Genomic DNA, 20,898 nt, shown 5'->3' with positions numbered 1-20,898 from the left:
AAGTCGTCCTGAGTTCTGTTTTGACCTGCGTGCCTGGGATGATCGTTACACGATGGAAAACTTTCTCATTCCGCAGTCCAGCTTCGACACGCCGCTGGGGTTGTACATCCACGTGCCATTCTGCGCGACGCGCTGCGGGTACTGCGACTTCAACACCTATACGCCCGGTGAACTGGGCAGCGCCTCGTCTCCGGATCAGTGGCAGGCCGCACTGGACGGAGAACTGGCGATGGCCGCCCGGCAGTTGTCGCCGGTGCGTCCGGTCTCCACGATCTTCGTCGGCGGAGGCACGCCGTCGCTGCTCGGTGCCGCGGGCCTCGGACAGGTCTTGACGTCGGTGCGGAAGTACTTCGACATCGCCGACGGCGCCGAGGTCACCACGGAGTCCAATCCCGAGTCCACGTCGCCGGAGTTCTTCGCCGGGATCGCGGCTGCCGGATTCAACCGGGTGTCACTCGGAATGCAGTCTGCGGCAAGCCATGTGCTCGCTGTCCTGGATCGCACGCACACGCCGGGGAGGGCGGTGACCGCGGCCCGGGAGGCGCGCGAGGCCGGGATCGAGCACGTCAATCTGGACCTGATCTACGGCACGCCGGGGGAGCGGGACGAAGACCTCGCGCTGTCGCTGGACGCCGTTCTGGAAGCCGGGGTCGATCATGTCTCGGCCTACGCGCTGATCGTCGAGGACGGGACCGCTCTGGCCCGGCGGGTTCGCCGGGGCGAGCTGCCCGCGCCGGACGACGATGTGCTGGCCAGTCGGTACGAGATGATCGACACGCGGCTCGCCGCGGCGGGGATGCGCTGGTACGAGGTGTCGAACTGGGCGAAGCCGGACGTCGCGAATGCGGAGTGCCGCCACAATCTCGGCTACTGGGACAGCGCGGACTGGTGGGGTGCGGGGCCGGGGGCGCATTCACATGTGGCGGGGGTGCGCTGGTGGAACCACAAGCATCCGGCCAAGTACGCCGCCGCGGTGGCCGCGGGTGACCTGCCGGTGGCCGGCAGTGAAGAACTGACATCCGAGGACCGCCACACGGAGCGGGTGATGCTGACGGTGCGGCGATCGAGCGGATTGCCCTTGGGCGAACTGGATCCGGGTGAGCAGGCGCGGGCTCGTCAGACGATCGCGGACGGACTCACCGAGTTGGTCGGCGACGACCTGGTTCTGACCAGCCGTGGTCGACTACTGGCGGACGGCGTCGTTCGAAACCTGTTGGCGGGGTAGGGAAGTCGTTGGTGCTGTCCATGTTCTCGGGATTGGCCGAGGCCGCGGAGAGGTGGTCGAGGTCGAGGAGCCGGGCGTGGATGACGTTCCGGTTCCGTAGTGCTGACCGCACCGCCCGGTGCAGGCCGTCCTCGAGATAGATCTCGCCCTTCCATTGCACGGCGTGGGCGAACAGGTCGCCGTAGAACGTCGAATCCTCGGACAGCAGCTTGTCGAGCGCGAGCACGGTCGTGACGGTGGTGAGTTGGTCGAGCCGGAGCTGCCGCGGTGGGATCTTTGCCCAGTCGCGGATGGACAGCTGATGATCCGGATACGGTTTGCCGTCGCGGACGCCCTTGAAAATCACCGGTTCACCGTAACCGTTATGGGTCGCCGTAGACTGGTCAAACGCTGTGAAGACGACTACGTCCTCGCGGAAAGGTTTTTATCATCGTGGAGCTGGAGGTGGCCGCTCGTGTCGAGCACTGACGATCGTCGTTTCGAGGTTCTGCGCGCCATCGTGACGGACTACGTCGCCACCCAGGAACCGGTCGGATCCAAGGTGCTGGTTGACCGCCACCATCTGGGTGTGTCGAGTGCCACAGTCCGCAACGACATGGCGGTCCTCGAAGCAGAGGGTTACATCACACAACCGCATACGAGTTCGGGTCGCGTGCCCACGGACAAGGGTTACCGGCTGTTCGTCGACCGCATCAGCGAGGTCAAGCCGATCTCCCAGGTCGAGCGCCGGGCCATCCTGAGTTTTCTCGATTCCGGCGTCGACCTCGACGACGTCTTGCGGCGCTCGGTGCAGTTGCTGGCCCAGCTGACCCGGCAGGTCGCGGTGATCCAGTACCCGGTGCTCTCGTCGTCGGCGGTCCGGCATCTCGAGGTGGTCGCACTGACCCCGGCGAGGTTGCTGCTGGTGGTGATCACCGACACCGGCCGCGTGGAGCAGCGCATCGTCGATCTGGGTGATGACCTGGGCGATCACGAAATCACCCAGTTGCGGGACATGTTCGGGGCGGCACTGAACGGGCAGCGTCTCGAGATCGCCTCGCACGCGGTCGCCGAACTCGCCAACAAGGCCCCCGAGGACCTGCGGCAACCCTTCATCAGGGTCGCCACGGTCCTGGTCGAGACTCTCGTGCAGCGCTCGGCCGATCGACTGGTGCTCGGCGGTACCTCGAACCTGACGCGGGCCGCGGCCGACTTCGCGCCGATGGCCGGCGCGATGGGTTCGGTGCTCGAGGCCCTCGAGGAGCAGGTGGTGGTCCTCAAACTCCTGGCCGCCACTCAGAACACCGGAACGGTGACGGTTCAGATCGGCGAAGAGACCCGCGAGGAGAACCTGCGGGGTACGGCGGTGGTTTCCACCGGGTACGGTGCCTCGGGAACAGTGTTCGGTGGCCTCGGAGTGCTCGGCCCCACCCGGATGGACTATCCGGGAACGATTGCCTCGGTCGCCGCCGTTGCCAGATATGTCGGTGAGGTACTCGCCGACCGATGATGTGCGGGCGACGCGCATCACGAGAACCACACCAAGACAGAACAAACATTTTCCGGACACCCTGTCGGGTGCCCTTCCGGAACTGCAGAGAGAACGGATGACTCACCGCCGTGGCACGTGATTACTACGGGATTCTGGGCGTCGAACGGGGCGCCAGCGATCAGGAGATCAAGCGTGCGTACCGCAAGCTGGCACGCGAGCTACACCCAGACGTCAATCCCGACGAGTCCGCCCAAACCCGATTCCAGGACGTGTCGGCCGCCTATGAGGTGCTGACCGACCCGGAGAAGCGACGCGTCGTGGACGCCGGCGGCGATCCGCTGGCGTCGGCCGGTTCCGGCTACGGCGGTGGATTCGGCAACGGCGGTTTCTCCGGCGGCCTCGGTGATGTCTTCGAGGCGTTCTTCGGTGGTGCCGGCGGCGGTGGCTCCCGTGGTCCGCGTGGCCGGGTGCAGGCCGGGTCGGATGCCCTGCTGCGGATGAAACTAGATCTCGACGAATGCGCGGCGGGTGTCAACAAAGAGGTCAACGTCGACACCGCGATCCTGTGTGACGTCTGCACCGGTTCGGGTACCAACGGCAACAGCAAACCGGTGACCTGCGCCACGTGTAAGGGTGCCGGCGAGATCCAGTCGGTGCAGCGTTCGTTCCTCGGTCAGGTGATGACCTCGCGGCCGTGCCCCACCTGTAACGGTGCCGGCGAGACCATCCCCGACCCCTGCCACAAGTGTGGCGGCGACGGCCGGGTGCGGGCCAGGCGCAAGCTGACGGTCAAGATCCCGGCCGGTGTCGGTGACGGGATGCGGGTGCGCCTGGTCGGCCAGGGTGAGGTCGGACCCGGCGGTGGCCCGGCCGGTGACCTGTACGTCGAGGTCTCCGAAGTGGCCCACAGCGTGTTCGTCCGCGACAGCGACGACCTGCATTGCACGGTGCGGGTCCCGATGGTCGATGCCGCACTCGGCGGTGAACTGCAGATCGACACGGTTCTCGGCGGATCGACCACCGTGACGATCGAGCCGGGCACACAACCCGGCCAGGTCGCCAAGGTCCGCGGGCAGGGTATGCCCCATCTGCACACCGGTGTGCGCGGAACGCTCCACGTGCATCTCGATGTGGTGGTACCGACCCGCCTCGACTCGCAGCAGGCCGCGAAGCTCAAGGAATACCGGAAGATCTCGGAGAGCGATCAGATCGAGCTGGTGAACAGCGAATCGCCGCACACCGGTGGTTTGTTCTCGCGCCTGCGCAACGCATTCGCAGGGCGCTGACACCCGACCGATGAGCCCACCGCTGTTCTGGGTCGACCATGTTCCGGACATCGGCGACGATGTCCGGCTCGACGGAGACGAGGGCCGCCACGCGGTCACCGTCACCAGAGTTGTTGTCGGCGAACGGATCATCCTCGGCGATGGTGCCGGTCGATCGGGTTTGTGCGAGGTGATCGCCACCGAGGGCAAGTCGGCTCTGCGGGCCAGAGTCCTCGAGACCGTCACCACCGGTTCGCCGGAGCCGACGGTGACGGTGGTGCAGGCATTGCCCAAATCCGAACGGTCGGAACTCGCGGTCGACCTCGCGACCGAGGCCGGCGTCGACGCGATCGTGCCCTGGCAGAGTGCCCGATGCGTCGCCAGATGGGTCGGGCCGAAGGCAGACAAAGGTGTGGCCAAGTGGCGGTCGGCCGCTGCGGCCGCCGCCAAGCAGAGTCGCCGGGCCCACATTCCGGCCATCGCTCCGCTCGCCCGTACCAGCGACGTGCGAACGATGGCATCCGACGTGGTTCTCCGCGGGGGAGTTGTTGCCGTTCTGCATGAATCGGCCACGACCAGCCTGCGGTCCCTGGACCTCGCCGTTCCGGAGATCATGCTGGTGGTGGGTCCCGAAGGCGGACTGGATGATTCGGAGATCGACGACCTGACCGCCGTCGGTGCCGTTGCCGTCTTGCTCGGTCCGGAGGTGCTGCGCACATCGAGCGCGGCCGCGGTGGCACTCGGCGCGATCGGCGCGATGACGTCGCGCTGGGAGGTGCGACCTCGGTGGTGAACGTCGTCAAGCGGGTGAAAGTTGCCTATGGGGAACGTAATTCACAGTTCGGTCACGTCTACCTACCGCCGGCGCCCGCGACGGGTCCGGTTCCGGTGATCGTGCTCATTCATGGCGGTTACTGGAGCACCGAGTTCGCGCTCACCATCGAGACCGCGGTGGCGCGGGATCTCGCGGCGCGCGGCGCGGTGGTCTGGAACATCGAATATCGCCGCATCGGCGAGGAAGGCGGCGGATGGCCGCGTACCGGCAATGACGTCGTCGCGGCGATCTCCGCGCTCGACGCGCCGGTCCGCTACGCGCTGCCGGAAGAGATCTTGAGCAAGGTCGACTGGTCGAAGGTCAGCGTCATCGGACATTCGGCGGGTGGGCAACTGGCCGTCTGGGCGATCTCACGACTCCGGGCGCGCACGAAGAAAGCGGCCATCGCGACCGTCATCGCCCAGGCCGCACCGCTGGACCTGCAGGTCCGGGAACGGACATCGAGGCCCTCGCTCAGGGCGCTGATGGGTGGTTCGATCACCGAATTCCCGGCTCGGTACGCCGACGCGTCCCCCGTGGACCAGCCGGTGTTCCCGGCACACGTGGTGGCCATCCACGGCACCGAGGACACGTCGGTCCCGGTCGAGGTCAGTCGCGACTACGTGCGGCGCGCCTCCGCGGCCGGGCAATCGGCCGAGCTGATCGAGGTGGCCGGCGAGGGTCACGACGTGTTTGTCGATCCGCGCAGCCGCGGGCATCGTGAAACCGTCCGGTTGCTGGGGATCTGATGGTCTGGACAGCGCGATCCGACGCCTATGGCGGGCATTGAAATATTGATGTGAAACGCGGCGTTTGATGGACGTAGAATCAAAGAACCCACACCCCAATTCGTGGTTGTAGCGGCAGAGTGTTGTAAACGGCAGAGCAGGAGAAACATCTTTCGTGAGTGGTGACAACAGCGCGACCCGGGCGCAACGCAGCGCGACCGGAAACAGGGCGCCTGGCGCGGTGACCTCGACAATCGAAGTGTCGCCCGATGTCATCTTCGGACTGCTCGGTGCCGGGGACAAGAACCTCAAAGAACTCGAATCGCATCTCGCCGCAGATATCCATGTGCGGGGCAATGCGGTGACACTCACCGGTGAACCGGCCGACATCGCGATCGCCGAACGGGTGCTCTCGGAGTTGGTGGGCGTGGTCCGTAAGGGCACCGATTTGAATCCTGACCTGGTACGACACAGTGTTCGCATGCTGACCGACGGCTCCGGGCAGTCACCGGCCGAGGTCCTCAGCCTCGATATCCTCTCCCGGCGCGGCAAGACGATCCGCCCGAAGACGCTCAACCAGAAGCACTACGTCGACGCCATCGACAAGAACACGATCGTGTTCGGGATGGGACCCGCCGGAACCGGCAAGACCTATCTGGCGATGGCCAAGGCCGTGCAGTCGCTGCAGAACAAAGAGGTCAGTCGCATCATCCTGACCCGGCCCGCGGTCGAGGCAGGGGAGCGTCTGGGATTCCTTCCCGGCACCCTTCACGACAAGATCGACCCGTATCTGCGACCGCTGCACGACGCATTGCACGACATGATGGATCCTGAGGCGATTCCGAAGCTGATGGAAGCCGGCGTCATCGAGGTCGCACCGCTGGCCTACATGCGCGGTCGCACCCTCAACGACGCGTTCATCATCCTCGACGAGGCCCAGAACACCACGGCCGAGCAGATGAAGATGTTCCTCACCCGTCTCGGGTTCGGATCCAAGATCGTTGTTACCGGTGACGTCACGCAGGTCGATCTCCCCAGCGGCGGCTCCGAGAGCGGATTGCGTGCGGCAGCCCGCATCCTCGTGGGCATCGACGACATCTACTTCTCGCAGCTCACCAGCGCCGACGTGGTCCGGCACCGGCTGGTGTCCGACATCGTCGACGCGTACGGGCGGGCCGAGGCGTCGAACGAACTGCACGGAAACCGCGCGCAGCGTCGGGCCGGGAACGGTCGGCACCGATGAGTATCCCCGGCGACGTGAGGAGACGGCCTTGAGTATCGAGGTGTCCAACGAATCCGGTGTCGATGTCCCGGAAGAAATGCTGATCGACATCGCGACGTTTGCGCTCGGACGGATGGACGTCCATCCGGCTGCGGAATTGTCGATGGTGCTCGTGGACAACGAGACGATGGCCGAACTGCACATGCGCTGGATGGATCTACCCGGACCCACCGACGTGATGAGTTTCCCGATGGACGAACTGAGTCCCGGTGGACGGCCCGACACCGCCGGCCCCGGTCCGTCGATGCTCGGCGACATCGTGATCTGCCCGGAGTTCGCAGCAGAACAGGCCGCGACCGCGAGGCATTCCACCGACCACGAGCTGTCCGTGCTGACCGTGCACGGTGTGCTGCATCTCTTGGGCTTTGATCACGCCGAACCCGAAGAAGAGAAGGCGATGTTCGGCCTCCAGGGCCAGATCATCGAAGACTGGTACGACGACCGCAGGTCTCGTGCGCGGGCTGCACGCGTCGCCGAGCGCGACGCAAAGCTGTTGAACAACATTGGTTTCGGAGAAGACAAACCGGCCGGGGAGAGCTGATCACCGGTGCTTTCTGACTTGTTGCCGCTGCTGGCCGCGGTGGCGCTGGTGCCCATCGGCGGCCTTTTTGCCGCTGTTGACAATGCGCTGATGACCGTGTCCCCGGCACGGGTCGACGATCTGGTGAAGGACGGTCGCCCCGGCGCGCGCCGATTGCGCGACGTGCTGTCCGATCGTCCGAAGTATGTGGCACTGACCGTTCTGCTCCGTATCGCGGCCGAGACCGCGGCCACGGTGTTCGCGGCGGTCTATGCGATGGACGTGCTCGGAACGGCGTGGGGTGTCCTCGCCGCCATCGTGAGTATGGCGGTGGTCAACTACGTGGTGATCGGCGTGGGGCCACGGACTCTGGGTGCGCAACATGCGTATTCGATCGCGGTGAACTCTGCTGCGGTGCTGCAGGGCATCGGCGTGCTGCTGACGCCGTTGGCGAGACTGCTGATCACCCTCGGCAACGCCGTCACACCCGGTAAGGGATTCCGCAACGGGCCGTTCGCGACCGAGGTGGAGTTGCGTGAAGTGGTCGACATGGCCGAGCTCACCGGTGTGGTCGCCGCGGGCGAACGGAAGATGATCCAGTCCGTCTTCGACCTCGGTGACACCAGTGCCCGCGAGGTGATGGTTCCACGCGGTGAGATGGTCTGGATCGAGGCCACCAAATCCGCGTCACAGGCGATGTCGCTGGCGGTGCGCTCGGGTCATTCCCGCCTTCCGGTGATCGGTGAGAACCCGGACGATGTGCTCGGCGTCGTGTACCTCAAAGATCTTGTCCAGCGGAGTCTTCCGCCGGAGCAGCCCTCGGTGGTCGAGGTGCGGGAACTGATGCGTCCGCCCGAGTTCATCCCCGACTCCAAACCCCTCGACAAGGTGCTCGCCGATATGCAGCGCAGCCACAACCACATGGCGGTCCTGGTCGACGAATACGGTGGTGTGGCCGGTCTTCTGACGATCGAGGATGTGCTCGAAGAGATCGTCGGGGAGATCAACGACGAATACGACAGCGACGAGACCCCACCCATCGAGGCACTCGACGACGGCTCCGGCGGTTACCGGGTGTCGTCACGCCTGCCCATCCAAGACCTCGCGGAACTCCTCGATGTCGAGATCGACGAGGACGACGTCGAAACCGTTGGTGGCCTGTTCGGGCTGGTGCTCGGCCGAGTTCCGTTGCCCGGCGCAACCGTTGAACTACACGGCATCCGGCTGCTCGCGGAAGGCGGGCCCAATCGCCAAGGGCGCGTTCGGATCGTATCGGTGGTGGTCCACAAGATTCCCGAGAAAGCGCTCGAAAAGAAGAAAAAGCGGAAGAAGAAGCGCGACACCACGCCGGAAGCCGCCGAGACCGACGTGGAACAGACCGAGCCGGAAGACACTCCGGCGGTGCCCGACAACAGCGCGCAGGAGCGGCACGAGGAGGCCTCATGACTTCGGATACAGCCTCATGACTTCGGATACACCGGAGACGGAGCGGAGCGGAGCTCGACCCTCATCCGGTTCCGGGATCGAGGCCGGACGTCACCTCGATGCGGAGGACAATAAACTGTTGACCCTGGCGCGCGGAGCAATGGCCCGCGCCGGCGCCGCCGCGGGGGCCGCGGTGCGCGATTCGGACGGGCGAACCTATGCTGCCGGACCGGTTGAGCTTGCCGCACTCCAACTCTCGGCGTTGCAGGTGGCCGTTGCGATGGCAATTTCGAGTGGCGCAGAAGGGTTGGAAGCGGGGCTGCTGGTCGGCGGTTCCGGAACCACGACCGGGGACCGTGTAGACACAGATCCTGGACTGGCGGCGCTGACCGAGGTCAGCTCGTCGGCGTACGCGATCGTCGCGGACGCACAAGGCGGGAACCCGCGTCGATTGGATCGAGAATGATGGCGAACAACGAAGAGTTCCGTTCCGGCTTTGTGTGTTTCGTGGGCCGGCCCAACACCGGGAAGTCGACGCTGACCAACGCGTTGGTCGGTGAGAAGATCGCGATCACGTCGAGCCGCCCGCAGACCACCCGCCACACCATCCGCGGCATCGTCAATCGTGATGACACGCAATTGATCCTGGTGGACACCCCCGGCCTGCACCGGCCGCGCACACTGTTGGGCAAACGCCTGAACGATCTGGTGCGCGACACCTACTCCGAGGTCGATGCGATCGGCTTCTGCGTCCCGGCCGACGAGAAGATCGGTCCCGGCGATCGGTGGATCGCCCAGCAGCTCAAGGAGATGGCGCCCAAGACACCGGTGGTCGGTCTGGTCACCAAGATCGACAAGGTGAAGCCCGAACGGATAGCGCAGCAGTTGATGGCGCTGTCGGAGCTCCTCGGACCCGGCGCCGAGGTGGTCCCGATCTCCGCGACCAAGGGCAAGCAGCTCGACGTGCTCGTCGATGTGCTGCGCGGCCTGATGGAACCGGGCCCGGCGTTCTATCCCGACGGTGAACTGACCGACGAACCCGAAACCGTCTTGATGGCCGAGTTCATCCGGGAAGCGGCGCTCGAGGGCGTGCACGATGAACTCCCGCATTCGCTGGCCGTGGTGATCGAGGAGATCATCGAACGTGAACGTCGCGAAGACCAGATCCCGATGGTCGACGTCCACGCGATCCTGTACGTCGAACGCTCCAGTCAAAAAGGCATCATCATCGGCAAACAGGGCGCTCGCCTCAAAGAGGTGGGGACCGTGGCCCGCAAGCAGATCGAGAAGGTCCTCGGGGCGAAGGTCTACCTCGAACTGCACGTGAAGGTGGCCAAGGATTGGCAACGGGATCCGAAGCAGCTGGGGCGCCTCGGATTCTGACCGGTTCGCCGCCCGAGATCACCGAGGTCTCGTTCTCCGCCCGTGGCACCATGACAAGACGGAGATCGGCAGGGTTCAATTGCCGGTATGACGGAAGCAGGGGGCGGCGCGAAGTCCGACGCCGAACATGAGCGTCCACCCGGAGTGATTCATCCAACTGTCGTGGCGGAATTGCGGTCCTTTGCCTTGTGGGCCCGGCCACTGGCCGTTGTTGTGGTGGTGATGGGACTGCTCGGGGTCATGTACATGGCGCCGGCGGTCGATCCGGGCAAGCACTTGCACCAGTTCCCGATCGTCGTGGTGAATGCCGACACCGGCGCGCTGCAGCCGGGTACCGATCAGAAGCAGTATCTGGGTCAGCAGCTGCTCGAGGGGCTCCAGGCCGGCGTCGACGAGCAGTATCCGGGCAAGTTCGATCTGGACGTCGTGGACCGCAGCACCGCGCTGACCCGTCTCGACAACGCGCACGCCTACGGCGCGATCTTCATCCCCGCGAACTTCAGCTCGGCGAGCTTCGCCTTCCTCGGTTCGGCGATCGGCGACACCAAGGTCGACCAGCCCGTGATCGAGGTGTTCACGAATCCCGGCGTGGGTGCGGTTGCCACCCAGATCGCCACGCAATTCTTCACACGCTCGATGGCGCAGGTGAACCAGCAATTCGGCGAGAGATTGACCGCAGCCCTCGTCCAGCAGACCGATGCGGCCGGCATCAAGGTGACCGGAGCCGGCCTCACGGCCATCACCGAGCCGATCAATGTCCAGGAGTCGGCGGCAAACCCGCTTCCGGACAACGCCGGTAGTGGTCTGACGGCGTTCTACTACGCGTTGCTGCTCGTCCTCGCCGGCTTCACCGGAACCATGATCATCTCCGCGCTCATCGACGGCAGACTCGGATTCGCGCCGGTCGAACTGGGTCCGATGTACGAACTCCGCAAACGTGTGCCGATCTCCCGGCTGGGGACCCTGGTGGTCAAATGGTGGGCGATCTTCTGGGTCTCCCTGATCGTGTCCGGGCTGTTCGTGCTTACGAGTTCCCTGGTGGGTATGTACGCGCCCAACAAGATGGCGTTGTGGATGTTCGGTGTGCTGGTGATCACCGGCGTCGGCATCATCGCCAATGCGATTCTCTCGATCTTCGGCAGCGCCGGCCTGCTCATCAACCTGATCTTCTTCGTGGTCCTGGGATTGCCGACCTCGGGCGGCACCGTGCCGCTGGAGGCGGTGCCGGGATTCTTCCGCGGTCTGGCCGTCGGCGAACCGCTGCACCAGGCATTCATCGGCGCCCGTTCGATCCTGTACTTCGAGGCCAACATCGATGCCGGCCTCGGAACCGCGATCGGGATGTTCCTGGTCTTCACCGTCATCGGATTGATCTTCGGGCCGATTGCCTGCGTCATCTACGACCGCAAGGGACTGATCCGTCGTCCGGACGAGGCAACCGAATCGACGGGATCCCACGCGGCCGCAGTGTGATCGCCAGTCAGTGTGATCGCCGGTCGAGGCATGTCGCGGCACGGTTCGTCGGTGGCGGGTGGAAGACTGGTCAGGTGAGGTTGTACCGGGATGAGGCCGTTGTCCTCCGCCAGCACAAGCTGGGGGAGGCCGACCGCATCATCACGTTGCTGACCAAGGAGCACGGCCTGGTCCGTGCGGTCGCCAAAGGGGTGCGGCGCACCCGGTCCAAGTTCGGTGCCAGGCTCGAACCCTTCGCCCATGTGGATCTGCTGCTCCATCCGGGGCGCAATCTCGACATCGTCACCCAGGTCCACAGCCTCGACACCTTTGCTTCGGCCATCGTCTCCGACTACGGCCGGTACACCACGGCCTGCGCGGTCCTGGAAACCGCCGAACGCCTGGCCGGTGAGGAACGGGCCCCGGCCGATCGGCTGCAGCGGCTGACCGTGGGTGCGCTCCGCGCGATCGCGGCCGGGCAACGTCCCAAGGAGTTCGTCCTCGACGCGTTCCTGTTGCGGGCGATGGATTTCGCCGGCTGGATGCCGGCTCTCGAACATTGCGCCCGCTGCGGAGACCCGGGACCGCATCGTGCTTTTCATGTCGCGGCGGGTGGCTCGGTGTGTGTGCACTGTCGTCCGGCCGGATCGGCAACGCCTTCACCCGGCGTCCTGGATCTGATGGACGCGCTCTACCGTGGCGAATGGGAACACACCACCGAGGTGACCGAATCGTCTCGGCGACAGGCCAGCGGATTGACCGCGGCGCATCTGCAGTGGCATCTGGAACGGCAGCTGCGCACGCTGCCGCTGATCGAGCGTGAGGCACCGCATCGCGGTCTCACCGTCGCCGGCGTGAACGCCGCCACCGGCAGGAAGGACACACGTGATCGCGCGACGGCGCAACACAGCGCAGCAGGCTGAACGGGCGAAAGAGGTGCGGCCACCGGATCCGCATCCGTCCGGAGCGCGACCGCCGGCGATTCCGGCGCAGTTCGTGCCGAAGCACGTGGCGCTGGTGATGGACGGCAACGGACGGTGGGCCACCGATCGCGGACTGCCCCGGACCGAAGGTCACAAGCGCGGTGAGGCCGTTCTGATGGACGCGGTCTGCGGTTGCATCGAGATGGGTGTCGGTTGGCTGTCCGCCTACGCGTTCTCCACCGAGAACTGGAGCCGCAGCCCCGACGAGGTCAAGTTCCTGATGGGCTTCAACCGCGATGTCATCCGCCGTCGCCGCGATGAGATGAACGAGATGGGTGTGCGGGTGCGGTGGGCCGGTCGTCGACCACGGTTGTGGCGCAGCGTCATCCGTGAACTCGAGGTCGCCGAGGAACTCACCAAGGACAACACGGTGATGACCCTGACCATGTGTGTCAACTACGGCGGACGGGCCGAGATCGCCGACGCGGCCAAAGAGATCGCTCGTCGTGCCGCAGCCGGGACACTCGATCCCGAGCGGATCACCGAGGCGTCGTTCGCCAAGTACCTCGACGAACCCGACATGCCCGATGTGGACCTGTTCCTGCGTCCGTCCGGGGAGCAGCGGATCTCAAACTTCCTGCTCTGGCAGTCTGCGTACGCCGAAATGGTCTACCAGGACAAGCTCTTTCCCGACTTCGACCGTCGAGACCTCTGGGATGCCTGCGTGGAGTACGCGAGTCGGGACCGCCGCTTCGGCGGAGTGCCGGGGTCCACCGGTGCCTGACGCCGACGATCAGCGCGGCCTCATCGACCGGGCCGCGGAACTGCTGTCGACCGAGATGTCGGTCCAGCCCGGCGCCGACGATTCACTGACGGTCTACTTCCAGGGCACCGTTGTCTCGATGAGGGCACTCGCGCTGGCCCCTGGGCTCGACGTGCTGTCCTTGACGCAGGTTCTCGCGTGGGATCTGCCGGTCACCGACCAACTACGCGCAGATGTTGCGGCCGCCGCCGCTGCGTCGAACTTCGGCACCGTGAAATTGGCGGTCCATGAGGTGACAGCGGATGTGTTGCTGCACTACACATTTCCCGCCGGAACGCTGAGCGACGACGCCCTGCGCACCATGTTGATCATGGTACTCGGAACCGGCGCGGACGTCGGGGTCACCATCCGCGGCTGACCCCGCCGAGCGTGCCGATCCGACCGCCGACCGTGCCTTAGTTGCTTGGGCGGCAAGTATTTTCGGCACGCTCAACGGTGATGTGAGCACGCTCGGCGGTTGCTTTGGCACGCTCGACGGAAGGTGTTGCCGCCGGGCGTGCCGATCCGACCGCCGACCGTGTCGAACGGGCGATCGAGTGGGCCGAAATTACGAGCAGGACAGGCAGCGACCGAAGATCTCGACGGTGTGGCTGATGTCGGTGAAGCCGTGTTGGGCGGCGACATCGACCGCCCATTGCTCCACACTGTCTGCCTGGATCTCGACGGTGCTGCCGCATGCGCGGCAGACGAGATGGTGGTGATGATGACCGGACGAGCAGAATCGGTACACCGATTCGCCGGTGTCGGTGCGGAGGACGTCGACCTGACCGGCGTCGGCCAGCGCCTGCAGGTTGCGGTACACGGTGGTCAGCCCGATGGACTGCCCGGCCGCCTTGAGCTGGTCGTGCAGATCCTGCGCAGAGCGGAATTCTTCGCTTCCGGCGAGGAGTTCGGCGATCGCGCTGCGCTGCCGGGTGGACCGGACACCGGTGACCGGTCGCTGTTCGGTGCCCGAACTCATGAGTGGTTCTCCTCGGTCGCATGCGTGATGGCGTCGGTGACGATGTGGGCGAGATGGTCGTCGACGAGCGAGTAGACCACCTCGCGACCGGAGCGCTCGCCGCGCACCACACCCGCGGATTTGAGGACCCGCAGGTGCTGGCTGATCAGTGGTTGGGGCACTGTCAGTGCTCCCACCAATTCGTGGACACATCGACCGCCGCCGAGCAGTTGCAGGACGATGGCGATCCGGATGGGCGCGGACAGGGCCCGCAGGAGCTCTCCGGCGGCGTCCAGGGCCTTCTTGTCGACCGCGATCTTGTCGACCGCGATCTTGTCGACCGCGGTCGGGCCCGTGGTTGCGTGCTGACTTGTCACAGGGCACTCCATAACGGCAGGGAATAGGATCGGCTGTTGGAAACCATTTTCATATGCATGGGCGACTATGTCAAACAAGGTCATCCCGGCGTGGTCGGAATTCGCGCTGATGTCGGTGCCCGGTGAGGTGGTCGCCCGCCGCGCGTCGGGTGCCCCGCGGCGCCCGATAGGCTGTGCTCCGTGGCAGGCAAAACCAATCTCGTGGAAACCGTAGTCAACCTCTGTAAACGCCGGGGGTTGGTGTACCCGTGCGGAGAGATCTACGGAGGCACCAAATCGGCGTGGGACTACGGGCCCCTGGGTGTTGAACTCAAGGACAACATCAAGAAGCAGTGGTGGCGCAACATGGTCACCTCGCGTGAGGACGTTGTCGGACTCGACTCGTCGGTGATCCTGCCGCGCAAGGTGTGGGAAGCCTCCGGTCACGTCGAGACGTTCAGCGATCCGCTGGTCGAGTCGCTGCACACGCACAAGCGTTACCGCGCCGATCACCTCATCGAGGCGTACGAGAACAAGCACGGACATCTGCCTCCCAACGGTCTGGCGGACATCAACGATCCCGAGACCGGCCAGCCGGGTTCATGGACCGAGCCCCGCGCGTTCTCCGGTCTGATGAAGACGTACCTCGGTCCGGTGGACGACGAATCCGGTTTGCACTACCTGCGTCCCGAGACGGCTCAGGGCATCTTCGTCAACTTCAAGAACGTGATGACCACGTCGCGCAAGAAGCCGCCGTTCGGCATCGGCCAGATCGGCAAGAGCTTCCGCAACGAGATCACCCCCGGCAACTTCATCTTCCGGACGCGCGAGTTCGAGCAGATGGAGATGGAGTTCTTCGTCAAGCCCGGCGACGACGAGCAGTGGCATCAGTACTGGATCGACTACCGCATGAAGTGGTACACGGATCTCGGTATCGATCCCGAGAACCTGCGTCTGTTCGACCACCCCAAGGAAAAGCTCTCGCACTATTCCAAGGGCACCGTCGACGTCGAATACCGCTTCGGTTTCGCCGGCGGTGAGTGGGGCGAGCTCGAGGGCATCGCCAACCGCACCGACTTCGACCTCAGCACGCACATCAAGCACTCCGGTGAGGACCTGTCGTTCTTCGACCAGGCCACCGGCGAGCGCTACACGCCGTATGTGATCGAGCCGGCCGCCGGCCTGACCCGGTCGCTGATGGCGTTCCTGTGTGACGCCTACACCGAGGAGCAGGTGCCGAATGCCAAGGGCGGCACCGACACCCGGACGGTCCTCAAGATCGACCGCCGGCTCGCACCGGTAAAGGTCGCTGTCCTCCCGCTCTCGCGTAACGAGCAGCTCTCGCCCAAGGCGAAGGCGTTGGCTGCCGAGCTCCGCCAGAGCTGGAACGTCGAGTTCGACGACGCGCAGGGCATCGGCAAGCGCTACCGCCGTCAGGACGAGATCGGCACGCCGTTCTGTGTCACGGTCGACTTCGACACGCTCGACGACCAGGCGGTCACCGTGCGCGAGCGCGACACAATGACGCAGGAGCGGGTCGCTCTGGACAAGGTCGTCGAGTATCTGGCAGTCCGGCTGATCGGCTGCTGAAACCGACATCGGCTGCCTAGAATCGCAGACGGCAACGAGGCCGGAACAAGAGGTCGGAGCGGATATGAAAAAGATCCTGAGGTCGCTGTCCGAAGAGGAATACCGGTTGGTCAGGAAGACCAAACAGAAATCCTTGTCGGATCTCGACGAAGACGCTCTGATCAAGCTGCACACGCGGACTCGGCGTGCGCGCAACAAGCACGTGAAGAACTATCGGCAGGCGGGCGCCGCCAAGGTGAAGAAGAAGGGTGGCCGAGGCGCCGCCCGTCCTGTCAACTCCAACAACGCGGCTCGGGCCGAGGTGTTCGAGAAGGCTCTGGGGAGGGTGAGCCGACAGCTTGGTGTGGTTGCCAAGCAGAGCGCGGCCGACCTCAAGGAATCGCGTCTGGCCAAGGCCTCCGGCAAATCGCGCACCGACCTGAAAGCCATCGTCGACGGCAAGGGCAAGGTCATCTCTTCGGGCAAGACCCGGGTCGATGCGACCCGTCAGTCACCGGGGCGCAAGAAGTACGAGGCGTCGTCGAAGGCTGCGGGCAAGCGGCGGCAGGCCAAGAAGGACAACAGATAGCCTGCGCGGGAGTCCTGCAGTCGAGTGGGCGTGCCCCGCGATCGGTTGGGTGTCTGAATGTGCCGGCATCTGAGATACTGACGATTGTGCAAGCCGTTCGGCCACACATGGGGTGAGGTCGGTATATGCGGCGAGAGAGTGGGTAACCGTGTCTGTGAGTGGAAAAATCGTTCATTTCGACGCCAATAAGGGCTTCGGATTCTTGGCGCCGGATTCCGGCGGCTCGGATGTCTTCCTGCATATCAACGACATCGACATCGACGAGAGTTCCCTCAAGCCGGGCGCCGAGGTCGAGTTCGACATCGAAGAGACCGATCGTGGATCCAAGGCGATCAACCTCGTGGTGACCGGAGCCGCGCCCGCGGGCGCCGCACCCGAGCGTCCGCGTCGCGAAGAGCGTGGCCGGCCGGAACGTCGCCATGACGACAACCGTGGTGCGGCCCGTGACGATCGTCGGCGGCCCCGTCACAACGACTCCGCGACGCTCGATTCGGGCGCGTTCTCGGAGGAGATCACCGAGCTGCTGCTCGATGCCTCCGGAACCCTGACCGCAACCCAGATCCTGGCGATCCGGCAGCGTGTCACCGATTTCGCGATAGCTCGCGGCTGGGTGCTTGACTGACTTGTCGGCGGGAACACCGCCCCCGGTTCTACGTGCCGACTACGACGAATTCGACGTCGAACGGCTGATCCCGGAGGGCGCGAAGGTTGCCGGCCTCACCGGCACCCGCAATGACTATCGCAGCGCGTTCGCTCGTGACCGTGCTCGCGTATTGCATTGTGCGGCACTGCGTCGGCTGGCCGACAAGACCCAGGTGGTGGGTCCTCACGAGGGCGATACCCCGCGCACGCGGCTGACCCACTCACTGGAGGTGGGTCAGATCGGCCGGGGTATCGCCATCGGTATCGGCTGCGATCCGGATCTGGTCGAGCTGGCCGGACTGGCGCACGATATCGGCCATCCGCCGTACGGCCACAACGGTGAACGTGCGCTCGACGAGGTCAGCACCGCGCACGGCGGGTTCGAGGGCAATGCGCAGAATCTGCGCATCCTCACCCGGCTCGAGCCCAAACTCATTGATGCGCAAGGTCATAGCGTCGGGCTCAATCTGACCAGGGCCTCGTTGGATGCCACGTTGAAGTATCCGTGGACCCGCACGAAGCCCGGTGGGAAGTTCGGTGCATACGAAGACGACGCCGCAGCATTGGCGTGGATCCGGGGCGGTCGTACCGATACCCGGCAGTCACTCGAATGTCAGGTGATGGACTGGTCCGACGATGTCGCGTACTCCGTGCACGACGTGGAGGACGGCGTCATGGCCGGTCGTATCGATCTGCGCAGTCTCGGTGATCCGACCGAGCAGCGTGATCTCGCAGCGGTCGGGCTCAAGGAGTTCCCGGAGCTGGAAGAGAACGTTCTGATCGAGGCCGCGGCCCGGCTGTGGGCGATGGACATCGTGCAGGACGTCGGTGCCTACGACGGCACGATGACGAGGTTGGTGGCGCTCAAGCGCCTGACCAGCGAGCTCGTCGGCCGGTTTGCGTCGGCGGCCATCACGACAACGCGCCGGGAGGCGGCCGAGCGTGCGGTCAGCCGCTACGACGCCGACCTGGTCGTCCCGCCGATCGTCGCCGCCGAGGTCGCGTTGCTCAAGACGCTGGCCCTGCGTTTCATCTTCTCGAACGCGCGGCACCGGTCTCACCAGGCCCGCCAGCGCGACCGGATCCACCGCGTCGCCAATTGGCTCCTGAACGCCGCGCCCGGTGGGCTCGATCCGCTACTCGTGCCGGCCTGGACCGAGGCCACCGACGATGCCGCGCGCGTACGCGTTGTCGTCGACCAGATCGCCTCGATGACCGAAGGCCGTCTCGAACGGATGGACCGTCAGAACATGGGTGCTTCCGCGCATCTCGGCTAGTCCCAAAGTGGTGGCTTACGGCGAGCATTCGCCCAGGTCGTGCTCGCCAGAACCCACCAAAATCGGGGTGGGGTGGGTCCGCAAGGAGTTCCGCCTAGACTGGTCTCGTGGCAGGCCGAATTCCCGATCGTGACATCACGGAAATCCGTGAGAGCACCCATATCGAGGACATCGTCGGCGACTACGTGGCGCTGCGTAAGGCGGGCGCCGATTCGCTGAAGGGCCTGTGTCCTTTCCACGACGAGAAGTCGCCCTCGTTCCATGTCCGGCCCAACCACGGACACTTCCACTGCTTCGGATGTGGCGAAGGTGGCGACGTCTATTCGTTCCTGCAGAAGGTCGAACACGTCAGCTTCGTCGAAGCGGTGCAGCAGTTGGCGGACCGGATCGGCTATCAGATCAGTTACGAGGGCGGTGGCACCAGCGTCGCCCGTGATCGCGGTACCCGCTCGCGGCTGGTGGCAGCCAATGCCGCTGCCCAGAAGTACTACGCCGAGCAGCTGAAGACGCCGGAGGCGCAGAAGGCCCGCGACTATCTCACCGAGCGGTCCTTCGACGGGGCCGTCGCGCTGCAGTTCGGTTGCGGTTACGCACCCGCCGGCTGGGACACGATGACCAAGGCGCTGATGTCGCAGGGGTTCGAGTTCGCCGAACTCGAGGCCGCCGGGTTGTCGAAGCAGGGGCAGCGCGGACCGATCGACCGATTCCACCGGCGTCTGTTGTGGCCGATCCGGAACCTGGGCGGCGACATCATCGGCTTCGGTGCCCGCAAGTTGTTCGAGGACGACAACCTCGGCAAGTACATGAACACGCCAGAGACCATGCTCTACAAGAAGTCTCAGGTGCTGTTCGGTCTCGACCACGCGAAGAAGAACATCGCCAAGGGGCATCAGGCGGTGGTGGTCGAGGGATACACCGACGTCATGGCCATGCACCTGGCCGGCGTGACCACCGCGATCGCGTCGTGTGGAACCGCCTTCGGCGAAGACCACCTGGCGTTGCTGCGCCGGCTGATGATGGACGACAGCTACTTCCGCGGCGAGGTGATCTACACCTTCGACGGCGACGACGCCGGTAAAGCCGCGGCACTCAAGGCGTTTGAGGGCGAGCAGAGTATCGCCGGACAGACCTTCGTGGCGGTCGCCCCCGAAGGCATGGACCCCTGCGAGCTCCGCCAGCACCAGGGGGACGCCGCGGTCCGGGATCTGATCGCCCGCCGGATCCCGATGTTCGAGTTCGCGGTCAAGGCGCTGCTGGGCAACTACGACCTCGACACCGCGGAAGGTCGCGTGCATGCGCTTCGCGAGGCCGTACCGGTTGTCGCCCGGATCCGCGACGTCGCGTTGCGGGACGAGTATGCGCGGCAACTGGCAGGCTGGGTCGGCTGGGAAGAAGTGCCGCAGGTGTTGCGCCGGGTGCGCGAGGAGGCCGCCAAACAGGCGAAGGCCGCGCGGTCGGGCGTCAAGGACACGTCGAAGTCGCGCGACCGGAGGGTGCAGACATCGACTCCGCCGGAGCCCGAACCGGATACCGACTCGAAGAACCCGACCGTCTCCCGGCCCCGGCCGTCCGACCCGCGGTTGTGGGCGCAGCGTGAGGCTCTCAAATCGGCGTTGCAGTATCCGGCCATCGCCGGGACCGTGTTCGATTCGCTGCCCGAGGAGTGTTTCACCGAGCCCGCGTACGAGCTGATCCGAACGGCGATCGAGGCGGCCGGCGGCACCGGCGCTTCCCACGGGGGAGCGCAATGGGTGGAGACCATCGGCAAGTCGGTTGACGGCACAGTTCTCGAGTCGTTGGTCACTGAACTTGCGGTGGAGTCGATGTCGGTGTCGGAGAACATGATCCCGAAGTACATCGGCAGCGTTCTCGCCCGGCTCCAGGAAGTCTGGGTCGGCTCCCAGATCGCCGATCTGAAGTCGAAACTGCGCCGGATGTCACCCGGGGATGATCCGGACGCCTACAACGCCTTGTTCGGCGATCTGGTGGCTCTGGAGGCCTATCGCCGGAGCCTGCTGGAGCTGGCCGTCGGACCGGACGAGAACACCGCGTAGTCGGTCGAGGGGAGTGCGCGCCCCCAGTTGTCCCGGTACTCAGTTGTCCCGGTACTCAGTTGTTCCGGTACTCGTCGGGACCGAGCACGGTCGTGTCGTCGTCGACGGCACGCAGTTCCGTCAGCTTCGGCTGCGTGCTGAGCTTCTCCGAGAGCTTCTG

At 65.1% G+C, this 20,898-nt stretch carries 22 protein-coding genes; 19 read left to right on the top strand and 3 right to left on the bottom strand.

Annotated elements, in window-relative coordinates:
* Window positions 1-52: 52 nt before the first annotated feature.
* Window positions 53-1,225 carry a radical SAM family heme chaperone HemW gene (gene hemW / locus VIQ49_RS02830; RefSeq protein ID WP_331880496.1) on the top strand — a complete coding sequence of 391 codons (1,173 nt, stop codon included), beginning with the start codon at window positions 53-55 and terminating at the stop codon, window positions 1,223-1,225.
* Here hemW and VIQ49_RS02825 read toward each other — a convergent pair.
* Window positions 1,137-1,571 carry a type II toxin-antitoxin system VapB family antitoxin gene (locus VIQ49_RS02825; protein WP_331880494.1) on the bottom strand — a complete coding sequence of 145 codons (435 nt, stop codon included), beginning with the start codon at window positions 1,569-1,571 and terminating at the stop codon, window positions 1,137-1,139. The genes hemW and VIQ49_RS02825 overlap by 89 nt on opposite strands.
* A 108-nt stretch (window positions 1,572-1,679) precedes the next feature.
* Here VIQ49_RS02825 and hrcA point away from each other — a divergent pair, with 108 nt between their 5' ends.
* The 13 genes from hrcA (at window position 1,680) to VIQ49_RS02760 (ending at window position 13,669) form a co-directional block, all read left to right on the top strand.
* Window positions 1,680-2,714: a heat-inducible transcriptional repressor HrcA gene (hrcA, locus tag VIQ49_RS02820; RefSeq protein WP_331880492.1), complete on the top strand. Its 1,035-nt coding sequence runs from the start codon at window positions 1,680-1,682 to the stop codon at window positions 2,712-2,714.
* Window positions 2,715-2,824: 110 nt separating this feature from the next.
* On the top strand, window positions 2,825-3,982 hold the full coding sequence (gene dnaJ, locus VIQ49_RS02815; protein ID WP_331880490.1) for a molecular chaperone DnaJ: 1,158 nt from the start codon (window positions 2,825-2,827) through the stop codon (window positions 3,980-3,982).
* A 10-nt stretch (window positions 3,983-3,992) separates the two neighbouring features.
* Complete coding sequence (locus tag VIQ49_RS02810; RefSeq protein WP_331880489.1) at window positions 3,993-4,754, top strand: 16S rRNA (uracil(1498)-N(3))-methyltransferase; 762 nt, start codon at window positions 3,993-3,995, stop codon at window positions 4,752-4,754.
* A complete protein-coding gene (locus VIQ49_RS02805) occupies window positions 4,748-5,524 on the top strand; it encodes an alpha/beta hydrolase family protein (protein ID WP_331880487.1) in 777 nt (258 codons plus the stop codon). The genes VIQ49_RS02810 and VIQ49_RS02805 overlap by 7 nt, the downstream gene beginning before the upstream one ends.
* A 154-nt stretch (window positions 5,525-5,678) precedes the next feature.
* Window positions 5,679-6,746 carry a PhoH family protein gene (locus VIQ49_RS02800; protein WP_414731560.1) on the top strand — a complete coding sequence of 356 codons (1,068 nt, stop codon included), beginning with the start codon at window positions 5,679-5,681 and terminating at the stop codon, window positions 6,744-6,746.
* A gap of 28 nt (window positions 6,747-6,774) precedes the next feature.
* The gene (ybeY, locus tag VIQ49_RS02795; protein WP_331880486.1) at window positions 6,775-7,326 is read left to right on the top strand and encodes an rRNA maturation RNase YbeY; all 552 of its coding nucleotides are present in this window, start codon (window positions 6,775-6,777) and stop codon (window positions 7,324-7,326) included.
* A gap of 6 nt (window positions 7,327-7,332) precedes the next feature.
* Entirely contained in the window at window positions 7,333-8,751 is a 1,419-nt protein-coding gene (locus VIQ49_RS02790; protein ID WP_331880485.1) for a hemolysin family protein, read from the top strand.
* Window positions 8,752-8,890: 139 nt separating this feature from the next.
* Window positions 8,891-9,196, top strand: coding sequence for a cytidine deaminase (locus VIQ49_RS02785; RefSeq protein ID WP_331880517.1), 306 nt, complete (start codon window positions 8,891-8,893; stop codon window positions 9,194-9,196).
* On the top strand, window positions 9,196-10,113 hold the full coding sequence (gene era / locus VIQ49_RS02780) for a GTPase Era (protein ID WP_331880515.1): 918 nt from the start codon (window positions 9,196-9,198) through the stop codon (window positions 10,111-10,113). Before VIQ49_RS02785 ends, era begins: the two co-directional genes overlap by 1 nt.
* Before the next feature lie 87 nt (window positions 10,114-10,200).
* Window positions 10,201-11,586 (top strand): YhgE/Pip domain-containing protein, encoded by a 1,386-nt coding sequence (locus VIQ49_RS02775; RefSeq protein ID WP_331880484.1) that lies wholly within the window; start codon window positions 10,201-10,203, stop codon window positions 11,584-11,586.
* 74 nt (window positions 11,587-11,660) lie between these two features.
* A complete protein-coding gene (gene recO, locus VIQ49_RS02770) occupies window positions 11,661-12,488 on the top strand; it encodes a DNA repair protein RecO (RefSeq protein ID WP_331880483.1) in 828 nt (275 codons plus the stop codon).
* Window positions 12,454-13,272 (top strand): isoprenyl transferase, encoded by an 819-nt coding sequence (locus VIQ49_RS02765; RefSeq protein WP_331880513.1) that lies wholly within the window; start codon window positions 12,454-12,456, stop codon window positions 13,270-13,272. Before recO ends, VIQ49_RS02765 begins: the two co-directional genes overlap by 35 nt.
* Window positions 13,265-13,669 (top strand): hypothetical protein, encoded by a 405-nt coding sequence (locus VIQ49_RS02760; protein WP_331880482.1) that lies wholly within the window; start codon window positions 13,265-13,267, stop codon window positions 13,667-13,669. Before VIQ49_RS02765 ends, VIQ49_RS02760 begins: the two co-directional genes overlap by 8 nt.
* A gap of 189 nt (window positions 13,670-13,858) precedes the next feature.
* Here the strand turns inward: VIQ49_RS02760 and VIQ49_RS02755 are convergent, their stop codons facing one another.
* Both VIQ49_RS02755 and VIQ49_RS02750 read right to left on the bottom strand, forming a co-directional pair.
* On the bottom strand, window positions 13,859-14,272 hold the full coding sequence (locus VIQ49_RS02755; protein ID WP_331880481.1) for a Fur family transcriptional regulator: 414 nt from the start codon (window positions 14,270-14,272) through the stop codon (window positions 13,859-13,861).
* Window positions 14,269-14,628: a metalloregulator ArsR/SmtB family transcription factor gene (locus tag VIQ49_RS02750; protein ID WP_331880480.1), complete on the bottom strand. Its 360-nt coding sequence runs from the start codon at window positions 14,626-14,628 to the stop codon at window positions 14,269-14,271. The genes VIQ49_RS02755 and VIQ49_RS02750 overlap by 4 nt, the downstream gene beginning before the upstream one ends.
* Before the next feature lie 180 nt (window positions 14,629-14,808).
* On the opposite strand from VIQ49_RS02750, the gene VIQ49_RS02745 reads away from it, so the two are divergent.
* The 5 genes from VIQ49_RS02745 to dnaG all read left to right on the top strand — a co-directional run bounded on the left by VIQ49_RS02745 (window position 14,809) and on the right by dnaG (window position 20,738).
* Window positions 14,809-16,197, top strand: a complete 1,389-nt coding sequence (locus VIQ49_RS02745; protein WP_331880479.1) for a glycine--tRNA ligase — start codon at window positions 14,809-14,811, stop codon at window positions 16,195-16,197.
* Window positions 16,198-16,261: 64 nt separating this feature from the next.
* Window positions 16,262-16,765 (top strand): hypothetical protein, encoded by a 504-nt coding sequence (locus tag VIQ49_RS02740; protein ID WP_331880477.1) that lies wholly within the window; start codon window positions 16,262-16,264, stop codon window positions 16,763-16,765.
* Between the two features lie 148 nt (window positions 16,766-16,913).
* On the top strand, window positions 16,914-17,387 hold the full coding sequence (locus tag VIQ49_RS02735) for a cold shock domain-containing protein (RefSeq protein ID WP_331880476.1): 474 nt from the start codon (window positions 16,914-16,916) through the stop codon (window positions 17,385-17,387).
* A 1-nt stretch (window position 17,388) separates the two neighbouring features.
* Window positions 17,389-18,684, top strand: a complete 1,296-nt coding sequence (locus VIQ49_RS02730) for a deoxyguanosinetriphosphate triphosphohydrolase (protein WP_331880511.1) — start codon at window positions 17,389-17,391, stop codon at window positions 18,682-18,684.
* A 107-nt stretch (window positions 18,685-18,791) separates the two neighbouring features.
* Window positions 18,792-20,738, top strand: a complete 1,947-nt coding sequence (gene dnaG, locus VIQ49_RS02725) for a DNA primase (protein WP_331880475.1) — start codon at window positions 18,792-18,794, stop codon at window positions 20,736-20,738.
* Window positions 20,739-20,898: the final 160 nt, after the last annotated feature.

This window comes from Williamsia sp. (genome assembly GCF_036566845.1).
In the GTDB taxonomy this organism is placed as follows: Bacteria; Actinomycetota; Actinomycetes; order Mycobacteriales; family Mycobacteriaceae; genus Williamsia.
Note: the sequence above shows the minus strand (reverse complement) of the source record. Positions and strands in the feature narration are given on the sequence as shown.

Bases quoted from the DNA above. Each gene is read 5' to 3' on its own strand.
- VIQ49_RS02755 (WP_331880481.1), bottom strand. From the start codon at position 14,272: ATGAGTTCGGGCACCGAACAGCGACCGGTCACCGGTGTCCGGTCCACC.
- VIQ49_RS02810 (WP_331880489.1), top strand. From the start codon at position 3,993: ATGAGCCCACCGCTGTTCTGGGTCGACCATGTTCCGGACATCGGCGAC.
- VIQ49_RS02740 (WP_331880477.1), top strand. From the start codon at position 16,262: ATGAAAAAGATCCTGAGGTCGCTGTCCGAAGAGGAATACCGGTTGGTC.
- VIQ49_RS02785 (WP_331880517.1), top strand. From the start codon at position 8,891: ATGGCCCGCGCCGGCGCCGCCGCGGGGGCCGCGGTGCGCGATTCGGAC.
- hemW (WP_331880496.1), top strand. From the start codon at position 53: ATGGAAAACTTTCTCATTCCGCAGTCCAGCTTCGACACGCCGCTGGGG.
- era (WP_331880515.1), top strand. From the start codon at position 9,196: ATGGCGAACAACGAAGAGTTCCGTTCCGGCTTTGTGTGTTTCGTGGGC.
- VIQ49_RS02775 (WP_331880484.1), top strand. From the start codon at position 10,201: ATGACGGAAGCAGGGGGCGGCGCGAAGTCCGACGCCGAACATGAGCGT.